The 16526-nt window shown below is 43.1% G+C and carries 13 protein-coding genes and 1 tRNA gene; 6 read left to right on the forward strand and 8 right to left on the reverse strand.

What is annotated here, in order from left to right; genetic code table 11:
* Nucleotides 1-135 precede the first annotated feature (135 nt).
* Complete coding sequence (locus tag GKD17_RS17970) at nucleotides 136-1551, forward strand: Gfo/Idh/MocA family protein (RefSeq protein WP_007831013.1); 1416 nt, start codon at nucleotides 136-138, stop codon at nucleotides 1549-1551.
* 124 nt (nucleotides 1552-1675) lie between these two features.
* Here the strand turns inward: GKD17_RS17970 and GKD17_RS17975 are convergent, their stop codons facing one another.
* From GKD17_RS17975 to GKD17_RS17985, 3 genes are all read right to left on the reverse strand, one after another.
* Nucleotides 1676-2215 (reverse strand): beta-class carbonic anhydrase, encoded by a 540-nt coding sequence (locus GKD17_RS17975; RefSeq protein WP_007843492.1) that lies wholly within the window; start codon nucleotides 2213-2215, stop codon nucleotides 1676-1678.
* A 189-nt stretch (nucleotides 2216-2404) separates the two neighbouring features.
* Nucleotides 2405-2989 (reverse strand): Crp/Fnr family transcriptional regulator, encoded by a 585-nt coding sequence (locus tag GKD17_RS17980; RefSeq protein WP_007831010.1) that lies wholly within the window; start codon nucleotides 2987-2989, stop codon nucleotides 2405-2407.
* 35 nt (nucleotides 2990-3024) lie between these two features.
* Nucleotides 3025-4377, reverse strand: coding sequence for an MATE family efflux transporter (locus tag GKD17_RS17985; RefSeq protein ID WP_007831003.1), 1353 nt, complete (start codon nucleotides 4375-4377; stop codon nucleotides 3025-3027).
* A gap of 151 nt (nucleotides 4378-4528) precedes the next feature.
* On the opposite strand from GKD17_RS17985, the gene GKD17_RS17990 reads away from it, so the two are divergent.
* Nucleotides 4529-4602, forward strand: a tRNA-Thr gene (locus GKD17_RS17990).
* 239 nt (nucleotides 4603-4841) lie between these two features.
* Here the strand turns inward: GKD17_RS17990 and groL are convergent.
* Both groL and GKD17_RS18000 read right to left on the reverse strand, forming a co-directional pair.
* Nucleotides 4842-6479 carry a chaperonin GroEL gene (groL, locus tag GKD17_RS17995; RefSeq protein ID WP_005842327.1) on the reverse strand — a complete coding sequence of 546 codons (1638 nt, stop codon included), beginning with the start codon at nucleotides 6477-6479 and terminating at the stop codon, nucleotides 4842-4844.
* A 41-nt stretch (nucleotides 6480-6520) separates the two neighbouring features.
* Nucleotides 6521-6793 (reverse strand): co-chaperone GroES, encoded by a 273-nt coding sequence (locus GKD17_RS18000; RefSeq protein ID WP_005842331.1) that lies wholly within the window; start codon nucleotides 6791-6793, stop codon nucleotides 6521-6523.
* 380 nt (nucleotides 6794-7173) lie between these two features.
* Between GKD17_RS18000 and GKD17_RS18005 the strand changes: the two genes are divergently transcribed.
* From GKD17_RS18005 to hydF, 4 genes are all read left to right on the forward strand, one after another.
* On the forward strand, nucleotides 7174-8637 hold the full coding sequence (locus GKD17_RS18005; RefSeq protein WP_032935391.1) for a monomeric [FeFe] hydrogenase: 1464 nt from the start codon (nucleotides 7174-7176) through the stop codon (nucleotides 8635-8637).
* Between the two features lie 199 nt (nucleotides 8638-8836).
* Nucleotides 8837-9874: a [FeFe] hydrogenase H-cluster radical SAM maturase HydE gene (gene hydE, locus GKD17_RS18010; RefSeq protein WP_007846892.1), complete on the forward strand. Its 1038-nt coding sequence runs from the start codon at nucleotides 8837-8839 to the stop codon at nucleotides 9872-9874.
* Nucleotides 9875-9886: 12 nt separating this feature from the next.
* Nucleotides 9887-11305 carry a [FeFe] hydrogenase H-cluster radical SAM maturase HydG gene (gene hydG / locus GKD17_RS18015; protein ID WP_007830997.1) on the forward strand — a complete coding sequence of 473 codons (1419 nt, stop codon included), beginning with the start codon at nucleotides 9887-9889 and terminating at the stop codon, nucleotides 11303-11305.
* Between the two features lie 49 nt (nucleotides 11306-11354).
* Nucleotides 11355-12545, forward strand: coding sequence for a [FeFe] hydrogenase H-cluster maturation GTPase HydF (hydF, locus tag GKD17_RS18020; RefSeq protein WP_007830995.1), 1191 nt, complete (start codon nucleotides 11355-11357; stop codon nucleotides 12543-12545).
* Between the two features lie 582 nt (nucleotides 12546-13127).
* Here hydF and hisS read toward each other — a convergent pair.
* The 3 genes from hisS to GKD17_RS18035 all read right to left on the reverse strand — a co-directional run bounded on the left by hisS (nucleotide 13128) and on the right by GKD17_RS18035 (nucleotide 16525).
* Entirely contained in the window at nucleotides 13128-14492 is a 1365-nt protein-coding gene (hisS, locus tag GKD17_RS18025) for a histidine--tRNA ligase (protein WP_007843562.1), read from the reverse strand.
* A 160-nt stretch (nucleotides 14493-14652) separates the two neighbouring features.
* Nucleotides 14653-15471: a substrate-binding domain-containing protein gene (locus tag GKD17_RS18030; RefSeq protein WP_007843563.1), complete on the reverse strand. Its 819-nt coding sequence runs from the start codon at nucleotides 15469-15471 to the stop codon at nucleotides 14653-14655.
* A 37-nt stretch (nucleotides 15472-15508) separates the two neighbouring features.
* Nucleotides 15509-16525, reverse strand: coding sequence for a GRP family sugar transporter (locus GKD17_RS18035; RefSeq protein WP_007843565.1), 1017 nt, complete (start codon nucleotides 16523-16525; stop codon nucleotides 15509-15511).
* Nucleotide 16526 lies beyond the last annotated feature (1 nt).

Genomic DNA, 16526 nt, shown 5'->3' on the forward strand with positions numbered 1-16526 from the left:
TCTCCGATTTGCCACTAACTTCTTAATAATCAATTTTAGTTGCTGCAATCTGCCGATTTTATGAGGTTTTTCCAACGATATTTCCTATTTTTGCAACCATCTACTATTAACCTATAAATTTCAATTAATAGAGCCATGATTAAAAACCTATCTACCTTCTTCGTCGGTATAGCGTTATTATGCCTCGCCGGCTGTACCCCAATTCCCAAAGAAACAACTGCAACAAAAGAGTATGCACCTCTTGAAGTTCCAGTTCCCGAACGTCCTGCGGGACAACAGGATGTAATCGAACTAATAACTCCTAAACTTGACACTGTGCGTGTAGGTTTCATCGGTTTGGGTATGCGTGGTCCCAGTGCGGTAGAACGTTGGACGCACATACCGGGAACTAAAATTGTCGCTCTTTGCGACTTATTGCCTGAAAATGCGGAAAAAGCACAAAAAATTGTAACTAACGCCGGTATGGAAGCCCCTGCCCTCTACTCTGGCAGCGAAGATGCATGGAAACAACTGTGCGAGCGAAACGATATCGACTTAGTATACATTGCAACAGACTGGAAACACCATGCTGAAATGGGTATCTATGCCATGGAACATGGAAAACATGCAGCCATCGAGGTACCTGCCGCCATGTCACTGGATGAAATTTGGGCACTTATCAATACTTCCGAAAAGACCCGTAAACACTGTATGCAACTTGAAAACTGTGTTTATGACTTCTTCGAACTGACGACATTAAATATGGCACAAAAAGGTCTTTTCGGCGAAGTGCTCCATGTAGAAGGTTCATACATCCATAATCTGGAAGAATTCTGGCCTTATTACTGGAACAACTGGCGTTTGGACTACAACCGGGAGTTCCGTGGAGACGTTTATGCCACACACGGCCTAGGTCCTGCCTGCCAATTGCTCAACATTCACCGCGGTGACCGCATGAAGACACTGGTAGCCATGGACACCAAAGCTGTAACCGGTCCCGAGCTGGTAAAACAATATCAGAAAGAAGAAGCACCCGATTTCCAAAACGGCGACCATACCATGACTTTTATCCGCACAGAAAACGGCAAAACCATCCACATACAACATGATGTAATGAATCCGCGTCCCTATAGCCGTATGTATCAGCTGACCGGTACCAAAGGTTTTGCCAACAAATATCCCATCGAGCAATATTGTTTCCGCCCGGATCAAATTGACAGCACCAGCATACCCGATCACGAAAATCTGAGTATGCACTCGGCTGTTCCCGAAAAAGTAAAAGAAACTTTGATGAGCCAATACAAACATCCTATCCACCAAGAATTAGAAGAAACAGCAAAGAAAATAGGTGGACATGGAGGGATGGACTTCATTATGGATTATCGCTTGGTATATTGCTTGCGCAACGGACTTCCTCTGGACATGGACGTTTATGATTTAGCAGAATGGTGCTGTATGGCCGACTTGACCCGTCTTTCTATAGAAAACGGAAATGCACCTGTTGCCGTACCCGACTTTACCCGTGGCAATTGGAACAAAGTGGATGGATATCATCATGCTTTCGCTCAATAAAAAGACATGAAATAAATACAGACTTCCATAAAAAGAGAGGTACATACTGCATCGGGCAGAAATACCTCTCTTTCTTATAATGCACAAAGTCACATGAACATGATTGTATAAAAAAGCTCACATTTTATACTTTTGTCAGTTCACCCGTCACCGAATCAATAATAAATCCCCTCACCATAATATCTTCAGGTATTAATGGATGCTCCATAATAGCCCGTACAGTCCCTTTCACCGATTTCTCCGTATCCTCAAAACCATCCAACCATGCTCCAAAATCTACACCACAGAAACGAATCATATCAATGGTTTCCTGCTTGATGCCACGTGCTTTCATGTGTTCTATCATCTCATTACTATTCATGTGACAGGCCCCACAATCAGAATGAGCAACAACCATAACTTCCTTTACACCTAACTCATAAATAGCCACCATCAGACTACGGATTACACTACCAAACGGATGCGAGATAACCCCACCTGCATTCTTGATAATTTTTACATCACCATTCTTGATGCCCAAAGCAGCAGGTAACAATTCCGTCAATCGGGTATCCATACAAGAAAGAATAGCTATTTTTTTATCAGGATATTTGTTGGTAATATATTTCTCATACCCCTTGCTCTCAACAAATTTCTTGTTAAACTCTAAAATATCATCTATCATTGCCATAAGTTTTTTAGGATTCACTACAAACTTACGCAAAAATAAAATGCAATGACACTTTTAAGATAAATATTTATCGGATACCAACTTTTCTACCATCCATCAAGGCAAGGATGAACCATACAAGAAAAAGCTAAGAGAGCAATGCGTTTCCATACGAAAAAACCAACCCCGTAAATGCTAAAATTGTCATTGGTCTTTTTTCCTTCTCCCCAATTCGGCACGGATACGGCTTAACGACTGTGGGGTAATCCATAAATAAGAAGCGATATGCTTCAGAGGTACATACTGCAACAGTTCCGGATTCTCTTCCAACAAAGTAAGATAACGTTCTTTGGCCCGGGGGCTTCCTCCCGTTATCATCCAACTTTCAAGCCCTAAAAGCTGCTGTTCGAACAATCGTCTTCCAAAATTAGCCAGTTCAACAGATTCGGCATATAATACTTCGAGTTTTGCCTTCGAAATACCATAAAGTTCACTGTCACACATCGCTTCGATAGAAACCAACGAAGCTGTATTTTCCACATATCCCCATGACGAGAAGATGGCCTCCCCTTCAGAAGCAAACCAGACGGAAACATCTACCCCGTCATTAAGGTAATGCCCCCGCCAGATTCCTTTACTTACAATATAGAAGTTTGAGTTCCGCCCGCCTTCCTGTACAAGAAAATCTCCTTTACGAAAAGTGAACTTCTCCATATTATCCAACAACTGCAAGCTCAAAGCTATTGGCAAACTATATTTCTCACAAAACTTCTGTATGAATGCATCCATATATCCACCCGATTAATTACCACAAAGGTAAAAAATCATCTGCGAACCCACTGATGTTTACGATAATAAATTGCCATTATCACTAAAAAAGTAAGTATTTCCGCCAAAGGAACCGCCAGCCATATCCCTGGCACCTTCAATAGCAACGGCAAGCCAAATAAACAAAGTACCATAAAAACAAACCCACGCAAAACTGTAATCATCATAGCCGGACGTGCCCGCTCTACACTTTGGAAATAGCCAATGGAAACAATGTTTACAGCAAAAAAAATAAAGCCAGACGCAAACAAAGGCAGTCCCGCCACAGCAATATCGTATGCTGGATAGGAACGATCAATGAACATAGCCACAATCTGATGATTGAACAAAGCTGTTAACGCAAAAAACACAAGTCCACAGGTCACGGCCGTTCCCAGTGCCAGACGGAAAGCGGAGCGTACCCGCATGGCATCGCCCGCTCCAAAGTTATAGCTTAAAATGGGTTGAGCCGATTGTCCTATGGCATTATATACCATAAATATAATGGGAAAGAAATAACAGGCAATACTGAAAGCAGCCACTCCATCTTCGCCTAAATAATGAATGAACACATAATTACCTGCAAACATCATACAGGCTATGGCCGCCTCGCACAAAAAGGTGGAAGCTCCTAAATGACACATATATCTCACATTGCGCCAAGTGAGCCGCATACTCTTCTTGCTAAGTTTCACCCGGCAAAAATGAATCACATTTTTTCTGCGACTTAAATAAACTACAATCATTCCGGCTCCCAAAATATAGCCCAGACTGGTAGCCAGCGCCGCCCCCATCATTCCCCATTTGAAAATAAAAATAAATACATAATCCAATAGAATGTTCACCACTGCCGGAATAGCATTACACAACATGGCATAATTAGGAGAACCATCCAGACGGACAAAGAACATCCCTGAACTTAGTAAAGCACTAAATACCAGAAAAGGCAAAAACCAATACATATATTCCACCGCCAAAGGCAACAGTCGTTCCGAACTTCCCAACCACACAGCTACTTGTGGAGCAAACAAACATACCACTCCCCACAACACAGCCAAAAACAAAGAAGAAACCACAACAGCCTGCGTCACATTGATACGGGCAGCTTTCAACTTTCCCTGAGATAAATGAATAGATGCCACCACCGATGCACCAACACCAAACATCAATCCGATACCTGTACTTATCAAAAACAAAGGAGCAGTAATATTCACTGCCGCCAATGCGTCACTACCTATCCCTTGACCTACAAAAATACCATCTGTTATCACAAACACAGCCGAAAATACCATCCCCAGCACAGTAGGTATCAGCAATTTCCGAAACAATTTCGGAATTTCCATACTACCAAAATCAATACTATCCTTCATAAACTTCACTTTTTTGTTTAGCGGATGCAAAGATAGAGCGTTATTTCGGAGTAAAAATTACCAAATGGTAATTTCCAACAATTTTTCCTATGAAAAAATTTGTTCTTTTAAAAGATATTCTTACCTTTGCACCCGCTAAACAAAAAGCAACGCCTCTTTAGCTCAGTTGGCCAGAGCACGTGATTTGTAATCTCGGGGTCGTTGGTTCGAATCCGACAAGAGGCTCACTAAAAAAAGAAACTGTTTCTGAACATTCAGAAACAGTTTCTTTTTTTATAAGACAATTCAATTTGAAATAAAACCACATAATCTTTCAAGAGTGACAGTCTCCTCATTATTTCTCGGATGAACCGAAATTTAGGGAGTAAATAAAACTTGAGGAGATAATCCACTATGGTCTATAAAAAAACTCCCTGTCAACATTTCGCCAACAGGGAGTCCGTTAATCATTTATGGGGCAAAGATTACATCATGCCGCCCATGCCACCCATTCCAGGAGCACCCATCGGCATTTCTGGTTTATCTTCTTTCTTTTCCACAATTACACATTCTGTAGTCAGGAACATACCTGCAATAGAAGCTGCATTTTCCAAAGCTACACGAGTTACCTTAGCAGGATCCACCACACCGGCAGCATGCAGGTTTTCGTAAACATCAGTACGAGCGTTATAACCGAAGTCACCTTTACCTTCACGTACTTTCTGAACGACAACAGCACCTTCCTTACCTGCATTAGCCACAATCTGACGAAGCGGTTCCTCGATAGCACGCTTGATGATCTCAATACCGGTTGTTTCATCTTCATTATCGCCTTTCAGACCTTCCAACGCTTCAGAAGCACGGATGTAAGCTACACCACCGCCCGGAACGATACCTTCTTCAATAGCTGCACGAGTAGCGCACAACGCATCATCCACACGGTCTTTCTTTTCTTTCATTTCGACTTCCGAAGCCGCACCTACATAAAGAACAGCTACACCACCTGACAACTTAGCCAAACGTTCCTGCAACTTTTCCTTATCATAATCTGAAGTAGTATTCTTTATTTCAGCTTTAATCTGATTGATACGTTCCTGAATGTTTTCTTTTGCACCGGCACCGTTTACAATAGTAGTATTATCTTTAGAAACAGTTACCTTATCGCAAGTACCCAACATTTCAAGAGTAGCTTGTTCCAACTTCAAACCTTTTTCCTCGCTGATAACGATACCACCGGTCAATACTGCGATATCTTCCAACATAGCTTTACGACGGTCACCGAAGCCCGGAGCCTTCACAGCACAAATCTTCAACTGAGAACGCAGACGGTTTACAACCAATGTAGTCAAAGCTTCGCTGTCTACATCTTCTGCAATCACCAGCAAAGGACGTCCGCTCTGTACAGCCGGTTCCAAAATAGGCAAGAAATCCTTCAAGTTAGAAATCTTCTTATCATAAATCAAGATGTACGGATGTTCCATCACACATTCCATCTTTTCTGTGTCGGTTACAAAGTAAGCAGACAGATAACCACGATCAAACTGCATACCTTCTACCACACCGATAGTAGTATCCGTTCCTTTAGCCTCTTCGATAGTAATCACACCATCTTTAGAAACTTTACGCATAGCGTCTGCAATCAACTTACCGATAGTAGGATCGTTATTGGCAGATACCGCAGCTACTTGTTCAATCTTGTCATAATTGTCACCTACCATCTCGGCCTGAGACTTGATAGATTCAACCACTTTGGCAACAGCTTTATCAATACCACGTTTCAAATCCATCGGATTTGCTCCGGCAGTAACATTCTTCAAACCTACCCCTACGATTGATTGAGCCAGCACAGTAGCAGTAGTAGTACCGTCACCTGCATCGTCACCTGTCTTTGAAGCAACAGATTTCACCAATTGCGCACCTGTGTTCTGAAACGCATCAGCCAATTCCACTTCCTTTGCCACAGTTACACCATCCTTAGTAATGTGAGGAGCACCGAATTTCTTTTCAATAATCACATTACGTCCTTTCGGACCAAGAGTTACTTTCACTGCGTTAGCCAATTCGTCTACACCCTTCTTCAATTCGTCACGGGCATCAATGTTGAATTTAATATCTTTAGCCATAATTCTATTTACAATTTAATGATTTACAATGTACTATTTAATTATCCCAAAACAGCGAGAACATCGCTCTGACGCATGATAAGGTATTTCTTACCGTCATGTTCCAATTCTGTACCCGAGTATTTGCCATACAATACCTGATCACCTACATGCAACACCATCTCCTCGTCTTTCGTTCCGTTACCTATTGCGACAACTTCACCTTGCAATGGTTTTTCCTTTGCTGTATCAGGAATAATGATACCACCGATTGTTTTTTCTTCCGCAGGAGCTGGAAGAATCAATACTCTGTCTGCTAATGGTTTAATGTTCATAGTTCTTAATTTTTATATGTTATACTTTTAATTATATCAATTATCCGTCATCTTTAAGCAGTGACGCAAAATATCTTGCGAAAAACGTGCCAAACATGAAAAAGGAGAAATTGACAGTTTTATTCTGCCAAATTGGCACAGCTATAACATATCTTTCACTAAAATGGTTTCCTCTTCCCCTGCCATTATCAGTTGCTTTTACGAAATTTATTATTTTTACCTATAAAGATTCATATATAAACCAGTCGGCTACATTCCACAGCGACAGAACAAATCTGAATATAAAAAGAGGAAAATGTGATTTTTCTTTTTTTAATATTTCCATAGGACACAAACTATCACTATCTTTGCAAAACCTAATAACTAACCCCTTTAACTATATGGCATTTACGAACAACATTATGATTGTCCGCCACAGATTGCTGACAGAACTTGTAAAATTGTGGAAAAACGGAGAACTGACAACAGACAAAATAGACCGTCTGCCATTAGAACTCAGCCCCCGACGTTCAAAACATGCAGGGCGCTGCTGCGTACACAAAGAACGCGCTGTATGGAAATACAAATCCCTTCCTCTATTGGGGCTGGATATGGATGACGAAACCGATGAGCTCACTCCACTATCCGAATATGCCGCACGTGCTATAGAACGTGCAAACAATGGAAAGCCCAAAGACAACATTATGTGTGTTATAGACGAAGCATGCTCGGCCTGCGTACAGATCAATTACGAAATCACCGACTTATGCCGGGGATGTACCGCCCGCAGTTGCCAGTACAATTGTCCTAAAGGAGCCGTACATGTACATGCTGACACCGGCAAGGCATGGATCGACCATGATACCTGCATCAGTTGCGGCATCTGCCACAAAAGCTGTCCTTATCACGCAATCGTTTATATTCCTGTTCCTTGCGAAGAATCTTGTCCTGTCAAAGCGATCAGCAAAGATGAACACGGTATAGAGCATATCGACGAGAACAAATGTATTTATTGCGGTAAATGTATGAATGCTTGTCCTTTCGGGGCCATTTTTGAAATATCACAGACATTCGATGTGTTGCAACGCATCCGTAAAGGAGAACAAGTGGTAGCCATTGTCGCGCCATCTATTTTAGGGCAATTCAGCACAACTATCGAACAGGTATATGGTGCATTCAGACAAATCGGTTTCACCAATATAATTGAAGTGGCACAAGGCGCCATGTCTACCGTAGAACACGAAGCACACGAACTGATAGAGAAGTTGGAGGAAGGACAGAAATTCATGACCACTTCATGCTGTCCATCGTACATCGAGCTGGTGAACAAGTATATTCCCGATATGAAAAAATACGTTTCCGGCACAGGTTCACCTATGTATTATGCAGCACGTATAGCCAAAGAGAAGTATCCTGATGCAAAGATCGTATTCGTAGGCCCATGTGTAGCCAAACGTAAAGAGGCCCAACGTGATGAAGCTGTGGATTTTGTGATGACGTTTGAGGAAGTTTCTTCTATTTTCGATGCTTTCGAAGTCAACTTGGAGATTGTACAGCCATACGCCATGGAATTCTCATCTGTTCGCGAAGCGCATGGGTTTGCACAAGCTGGCGGCGTGATGGGAGCCGTAAAGGCATTCTTGAAAATGGAAGCGGACAAAATCAATGCCATACAGGTATCTGATTTAAACAAGAAGAATATCGGAACATTACGTGCATACGCAAAATCGGGAAAAGCTCCCGGACAGTTCATCGAAGTGATGGCCTGCGAGGGGGGGTGTATCACAGGACCCAGTACTCATAGCGGCAGTAACGGGAAACGTCAGTTGGTACAAGAACTGGCTAAACAGGAGAAGACGTATTAAAAGTAGAAAACTGCCTTAGCGGAAAGACGTTATTCGCAATCCTTCACCATAGGGAAGTGTGTCAAAATGAAAACAATCTATCATTTTGACACACCTTCGAATGTATAAAGTTCATTGTGTGCCACTAGGCAAACGCATGGAGGCCGCCCCTACAGTAGCTGGTGAGCTTTTCAGGTTTTCCATTAATAAAAAAGTACGAATGAAGCAACTGATTGATAAATTGCGCCATAAACATAGCTTGACCGGCGAAGAATATGCTATTCTCCTCACCTGTCAGGACGCTGATACTTTAATGTATCTCCAACAACAGGCCCAAGAGGTTACTTTAGCGCATTTCGGGAATGCCATCTTTATCCGTGGGCTTATCGAAGTGGGCAACCGATGTCGTAACAATTGCTATTATTGCGGAATAAGAAAAGGAAATCCTGCTGTGGCCCGCTACGCATTAAAGCGCGAAACCATTTTGGAATGTTGCCGTGAAGGATACGCACTCGGGTTCCGTACCTTCGTAATGCAAGGCGGCGAAGACCCTGCCTTGACAGACAAGTGGATAGAAGCAACCGTAGCCGCCATCCGCAATGAGTTCTCCGATTGTGCCATCACCCTTTCGTTAGGAGAGAAATCACGGGAAGCATACGAGCGTTTTTTCCGGGCAGGAGCGAACCGATACCTGCTTCGACACGAAACACATAACGAACAGCATTACCGGAAACTCCATCCTGAAGAAATGTCACTAAAGCATCGCCTCCAATGTTTACAATGGCTGAAAGAAATAGGATATCAAACCGGAACAGGAATCATGGTAGGTAGTCCGGGACAAACTCTGCCCCATCTGGTAGAAGACCTGTTGTTCATAGAACAGTTCCATCCCCAGATGATTGGTATAGGTCCTTTTATCCCCCACCATGAAACACCATTCGGAATGGAACCGGCCGGAAGTGTGGAAATGACTCTCAAGCTATTATCCCTTTTCCGGTTGATGCACCCGTCCGCCCTGATTCCATCGACCACCGCCCTTGCCACCTTGTCACCGGACGGACGGGAAAAAGGGATATTGGCAGGAGCTAATGTAGTGATGCCCAATCTCTCCCCTCGGGAGCAAAGAGAAAAATATGCTTTGTATGACAACAAAGCAGCTTTCGGCGCCGAAGCCGCCGAAGGTCTACGAAACTTGGCACAACGACTGGAAACAATCGGTTACCGGATATCAACAGATAGAGGTGATTATAATCACTAACCACTAATAAATATGTATAAAGCAGATTCTAAAATAGCGGAAGAATTCATTGACCACCAGGAAATACTGGAAACACTGGAGTATGCCCGCAGCAACAAAAGTAATCGTGCTCTGATAGAGCAACTGATTGACAAAGCCGCCCGATGCAAAGGACTATCCCATCGTGAGGCAGCGTTACTATTGGAATGTGACCAACCGGATTTGATAGAACGTATCTTCCATCTGGCACAGGAAATCAAACATAAGTTTTACGGTAACCGTATTGTGATGTTCGCCCCCCTGTACCTTTCCAATTATTGTGTGAACGGATGTGTTTACTGTCCTTATCATTTGAAGAATAAGACCATAGCACGCAAGAAACTGACACAAGAAGAAATTCGTAAGGAAGTAATTGCCTTGCAGGATATGGGACACAAACGTCTGGCACTGGAAGCAGGAGAAGACCCGCTACGGAACCCTATAGAATATATATTGGAATCCATCCGGACCATTTATAGCATCAAGCATAAAAACGGAGCCATCCGACGGGTCAATGTCAACATAGCCGCCACCACCGTAGAAAACTATCGCAAACTGAAAGACGCAGGTATCGGCACTTATATTTTGTTTCAGGAAACTTATCATAAAGAAAATTACGAAGCCCTGCATCCCACCGGTCCGAAAAGCAAATATGCTTATCATACCGAAGCGATGGACCGTGCCATGGAAGCGGGAATTGACGATGTAGGACTAGGTGTTTTATTCGGGCTGAATACCTACCGCTATGACTTTGTAGGATTATTGATGCATGCCGAACATCTGGAAGCCACTTTCGGAGTAGGTCCGCATACCATCAGCGTTCCTCGTATTTGTCCGGCAGATGATATCGCCACGCAAGACTTTCCGGACGCCATCTCGGACGAGATATTCTGTAAGATTGTGGCAGTAATCCGTATTGCTGTTCCTTATACAGGCATGATTATCTCTACAAGGGAATCGGCTGCAACCCGACGTAAGGTCTTGAATCTGGGAATTTCACAAATCAGCGGCGGTTCCCGGACCAGCGTAGGCGGTTATGCCATTCCGGAAACACCGGAAGAAAACTCGGCACAATTCGATATCAGCGATACCCGTACTTTGGATGAAGTAGTGAACTGGTTGCTCGATTTAGGGCACATTCCCAGTTTCTGTACAGCTTGTTACCGAGAAGGACGTACAGGTGACCGCTTTATGTCATTAGTCAAATCGGGACAAATTGCTAATTGTTGTGCACCCAATGCATTGATGACACTGAAAGAGTATCTGGAAGATTATGCGACAGCGGATACACGAGCCAAGGGAATCCAATTGATAAAAAAAGAATTGGAACACATTCCCAACCCGAAAATAAAAGAAATAACAACCCGTAACCTGAAAAAGATAGAAGAAGGGAAACGAGATTTCAGATTCTAATCCGGCCCACGCGCCGGGCGATGTTTCCAGACTGATAAAGTAACCACATATGAGTTTAAACAACACCCCATCTGCCAACCGCCTGCACGTCGCCCTCTTCGGGCGGCGCAACAGTGGCAAGTCCTCTTTAATCAATGCCTTGACCGGACAGGATACTGCCCTTGTATCGGATATCCCCGGTACCACGACAGACACCGTGAGCAAAGCCATGGAGATTCAAGGAATCGGCCCTTGTCTCTTTATCGACACGCCGGGATTTGACGATGAAGGAGAATTAGGAGAAATGCGCATCATCCGCACGCTGAAAGCCATCGAACAAACAGACATAGCCTTACTTCTTTGTGAAGACGAAGCCCATGAAGAGGAAAAGAAGTGGATGAAGCAATTGGAGGAAAAAAACATCCCTGTCATCTTGCTACTGAACAAGGCTGACATACGAAAAGACATAGCATCCACCCTACTCCGTATAGAAAAAGATTGCGGTCAAAAGCCTCTCGTTATCAGCGCAAAGGAAAGAACAGGTATAAAGAAGATACATCAGGCGATTCTGGAAAAGTTACCGGCAGATTTCGGGCAACAAACCATTACCGGAAATCTGGTTAAAGAAGGAGATTTAGTGCTCTTAGTCATGCCGCAAGATATACAGGCTCCCAAAGGCCGTCTCATCCTTCCACAGGTACAAACGATGCGCGAATTATTGGACAAGAAATGTCTGGTGATGAGTTGTACAACAGACCAAATAGCTTCCATCTTGCAGGCTCTGTCCCGCCCTCCGAAACTGATTATAACCGACTCCCAGGTTTTTCATACCGTTTATGAACAAAAGCCGGCAGATAGCCTTCTCACCTCTTTCTCTGTCCTGATGGCAGGATATAAGGGAGATATACATTATTATATAGAAGGAGCCTCAGCCATAGACTGCCTCACCCCACAGTCACGGGTACTGATAGCGGAAGCCTGCACTCATGCCCCTGCCACCGAGGACATAGGCAGAGTAAAGCTTCCACGTATGTTGCGTAAAAAGATAGGCGAAGAGCTACAAATAGATATCGTTGCAGGTACAGACTTTCCGGAGGATTTGACACCCTATCACTTAATCATTCATTGCGGAGCCTGCATGTTCAATCGCAAATATGTACTAAACCGGATTGATAATGCCCGTAAGCAACAGATTCCCATGACTAATTATGGAGTGGCTATTGCACACTTGAACGGGATATTGGATAAGATAGCGTATTAAAAAGACATCTGTTCTTTTTTTGTTTCTATCACCACAAACCATTTATTTTCAACGGTTTGTGGTGTAAAAGGATCCGTAATTCCCCTTAACTGGTATGTATGTGGATTTTTACCATTGTTTCTGAAGACTCATAGATTTTCCTTCTTGATGTGTCCTACATGATGGTTCATCCATTTACTTCATTTACAAGGCCTTATCGTGCAAACACTTAGTTGAATTTATAGTTTCACCAAGGTGAAGCAATCGTATCACTTGGGTGACTACGCCTCTCCACTTAGGTGCCAATGCATTGTCACCTAGGTGAAACAACAAAAGAAGACAGACAAAGTTACAAAAGAAACCGGACGAGAATATAAAAAGGGGTACTAAACACATCTGCCATAGTGACCGGTAGCTATCAGGCCGACTCCACACAGGGAAAGGAGAACAAACCATTTCGGAGGGGAAAAAGAACTTCCGTCACCACATCTCACTGATTCTAAAGGAGATATAGTGACGGAAGAAAAAAAATAATCTGTTAATCCGCATAGATAATCACGGATGAATATACCGGACTATTCCGACAACATCCGCTTGATGAGATCAAGCTTTCACTACTGCCAACAACTCATCCGGTGTAACCAGTGACTGCTCGCCCGTAGTCATATTCTTCAAAGTCAGTTTCCCTTCGTTCATTTCATTTTCACCAACAATGGCAACAAAAGGAATCTGCTTGTCATTGGCATATCCCATCTGCTTCTTCATTTTAGCAGCATCCGGATAAATTTCGGCACGTACCCCTGTTTCACGGACTTTTGCCAGGATAGGCAGACAATAAGCAGCTTCTTTATCACCGAAGTTTACAAACAACAGTTCAGTTCCGTTCACCGCTTCTTTCGGGTACAAATCCAACTGATTCAACACATCAAAAATACGGTCGGCTCCGAAAGAGATACCTACACCAGACATACCGTCCATACCAAAGACACCGGTCAGGTTATCATAACGGCCACCACCGCTGATACTGCCAATCTGTACATCCAAGGCTTTCACTTCAAAAATAGCGCCAGTATAATAATTCAAGCCACGAGCCAAAGTCAAATCCAGTTCCACTTCACTCTTCACACCCAGTGTAGATACGGTTTTTAATATGAATTCACTTTCTTCTACTCCCTTCATTCCCGTTTCACTGGCTGCAAGGACTGTTTTCAAAGTTTCCAATTTCTCTTCATTGCTTCCACTCAATAAAATAATCGGCTGCAATTTATCAATAGCCTCTTGAGGAATCCCTTTAGAAGCCAATTCCGCATTTACATTTTCCAAGCCTATCTTGTCCAGCTTATCAATAGCTACGGTGATATCCACAATTTTATCGGCCTCACCTATGATCTCGGCAATACCGGTCAATATCTTACGGTTATTGATTTTAATTGAAACGCGTACTCCGAATTTGCCAAATACCCGGTCTATCATCTGTACCAGCTCCACTTCATTCAATAAAGAATTACTGCCTACCACATCGGCATCACACTGATAGAATTCACGATAACGGCCCTTCTGAGGACGGTCCGCACGCCAAACCGGCTGAATTTGATAACGCTTGAAAGGGAAACTGATTTCGTCACGGTGCATGACCACGTAACGGGCGAACGGTACAGTGAGGTCATAGCGCAATCCCTTTTCACAGAATTTGCTCGCTAACTTTACCGCATTGCGGCTCAGCAATTCCTCATCGGTAATGCCGTTGAAATAATCACCTGAGTTCTGTATCTTAAACAATAACTTATCCCCTTCATCACCGTATTTTCCCATCAAGGTAGACAAATTCTCCATAGAAGGAGTTTCAATCTGCTGATAGCCGAAAAGATGAAATACATCACGAATCGTATTGAATATATAATTACGTTTCGCCATTTCCACCGGCGAAAAATCTCTCGTTCCTTTAGGTATACCTGGTTTTGCTGCCATAATGATTCTATTTAATTTATTTTGAGCCACAAAATTACACTAAATATTTCATTCGTAAAAAGAATACTTCTTAATATTGCTCATTGTCAGTCATATTAAGAAGTTAAACAGCCGGTGCTTTGGGTGCATATCTCAGTATAGGCCGTTTCCCAATATAAACTCATTGTTTTATAATTTCATAGGCAGTAGAATGAACCCCTCTATTCTCTATTCTTCCTTCCAGTACATCCAAAGCGAACTCAATCCCTCGGACAGCCATTTGTGAACTGAAAATGTCAGCTGTAGCAACCAGTTTTCCTGTAGAAAGAAATTCTTTCATTACCGCATCATTATCAAAACCCACTACCGGCAAATAGCATTTTTTTTCTTGCATTTGCTGAAGAACCCCCAACGCCATCGCATCATTGCTGCAATATACAGCTTTCAAATCAGGATACCGCATCCACATAGCCTGAAAGACTTCGGCGGCTTTCTCCGTTTCCCAGTCGGCTGGTTCGGACGCCACCAATCTTAACCCTTTTTCTTCTATCGCTTTGATGAAACCTCTTTTACGCTGCTGCGCATTATCGGCTGCCGCCAATCCTTCAATAATAGCAACTTTATCTTCATTCCGCAACTTCTTACCCAATAATTTACCCACTTCATACGCAGCCGCAAAATTATCCGGTCCCACAAAAGCCACTTCTACTCCTGCCTGCTCCAATAGCTGAGCATCCAGCTGAATATCAATATTAATTACCGGAATTCCTTTCCTGACAGCCTCTACTGCAGGCTGAACCAAAGCCTTTGAGTCTATAGGCACCAATACGATGGCATCGACTTGTTGATGAATCAAAGAATACATCAAGTCAATCTGTTCCTTTACCTCTGTCTGTGTAGCCGTTCCCACACAAACCAAATCCAAAAACGGAAGAGGGGCCGCATACTGAATAGCCCCCTCTTTCATCACTTTGAAAAAATCGGCTTGTAACGACTTCATTACAAGCCCTATTTTATAGTTTCTCTTCATTCAAATTTCAATTCGACAAAGTTATGCTTATTAAGCCGATAATAAACAAAGCAAACATAGCCACAATCAGTTTATCAGTTCCTTTCGGAGCATCTTTAAACTCCTTCCAGACAAAGACTCCCCATATCATGGCCACCACAGGGGCCGCGTTGCTAAGGGCGTATGAGATAGCCGGATTGGCAGCACCGGCTCCCATAAAACTAATCACCATGCCACCCATCCATATAAAACCTCCCAGCATCCCTGTGAGATGAGTCTTTGCATCACCGGCAAAGTAATCTTTCATGGTCACTACCCTGCCTTCCACGGGATGTTTCATGGCGAATGTATTAAATATCGGTGTACTAACCAATATACCTACCGCAAAGAAGAACACACCTGTATAAGGAGTCAATGTTCCGGTTCCACCGGCCACATACTGCGGATCCAGGGATTTTACAACCAATCCATAAAAGAACATGATAGCAATACCTGCCATAATAGCCAACAAGATACCTTTCTTGGGTGTGGAAGCTTTACCGGATGATAACTTTCCATATGCTTTTCCGCAAATCAAGATAGCGATAATGATGACTAACACACCACTCCATAGTAAAAACTGATTTCCCTGATAGGTCTGACCGGCCAAAGAGATTAATAAATAATTGAATACAATACCTCCAATCCAGGCCAAGCCTCCACCGATAGGAAAACCTACTGACATTCCGGCTACAGCAATGGCTGCTGTAAGAAATATATTGCCGAAATTCCATACAACACCGCCCAAGAATGCATATTGAATGCTAGACCAGTCCATGACTGCCAAATCCTGAAAAAAGGTACGGCCTTCACTTCCCATACTTCCTAAAGTCACCGCCCCCAATAAAGCTGTAAGGAACAAACCGACGGTCAAATCCCAATAAAACAGTTCAAAGCTCCATTGCTTGGCGGCGACCATCTTCTGTGTATTTGCCCAAGAGCCCCAACAGGCACAGCAAATGACACAGCAGAGGATTGCCAAAAAGTAATTATCTACCAATATCATA

This window comes from Phocaeicola dorei, assembly GCF_013009555.1.
GTDB lineage: Bacteria > Bacteroidota > Bacteroidia > Bacteroidales > Bacteroidaceae > Phocaeicola > Phocaeicola dorei.

Coding starts and splice junctions, on each gene's coding strand:
- hydF (WP_007830995.1), top strand. CDS start 11,355: ATGAGTTTAAACAACACCCCATCTGCCAACCGCCTGCACGTCGCCCTC.
- GKD17_RS17970 (WP_007831013.1), top strand. CDS start 136: ATGATTAAAAACCTATCTACCTTCTTCGTCGGTATAGCGTTATTATGC.
- GKD17_RS17975 (WP_007843492.1), bottom strand. CDS start 2,215: ATGATAGATGATATTTTAGAGTTTAACAAGAAATTTGTTGAGAGCAAG.
- GKD17_RS18035 (WP_007843565.1), bottom strand. CDS start 16,525: ATGATATTGGTAGATAATTACTTTTTGGCAATCCTCTGCTGTGTCATT.
- GKD17_RS18000 (WP_005842331.1), bottom strand. CDS start 6,793: ATGAACATTAAACCATTAGCAGACAGAGTATTGATTCTTCCAGCTCCT.
- GKD17_RS18030 (WP_007843563.1), bottom strand. CDS start 15,471: ATGAAGTCGTTACAAGCCGATTTTTTCAAAGTGATGAAAGAGGGGGCT.
- hydE (WP_007846892.1), top strand. CDS start 8,837: ATGAAGCAACTGATTGATAAATTGCGCCATAAACATAGCTTGACCGGC.
- GKD17_RS17980 (WP_007831010.1), bottom strand. CDS start 2,989: ATGGATGCATTCATACAGAAGTTTTGTGAGAAATATAGTTTGCCAATA.
- GKD17_RS18005 (WP_032935391.1), top strand. CDS start 7,174: ATGGCATTTACGAACAACATTATGATTGTCCGCCACAGATTGCTGACA.
- groL (WP_005842327.1), bottom strand. CDS start 6,479: ATGGCTAAAGATATTAAATTCAACATTGATGCCCGTGACGAATTGAAG.
- GKD17_RS17985 (WP_007831003.1), bottom strand. CDS start 4,377: ATGAAGGATAGTATTGATTTTGGTAGTATGGAAATTCCGAAATTGTTT.
- hydG (WP_007830997.1), top strand. CDS start 9,887: ATGTATAAAGCAGATTCTAAAATAGCGGAAGAATTCATTGACCACCAG.
- hisS (WP_007843562.1), bottom strand. CDS start 14,492: ATGGCAGCAAAACCAGGTATACCTAAAGGAACGAGAGATTTTTCGCCG.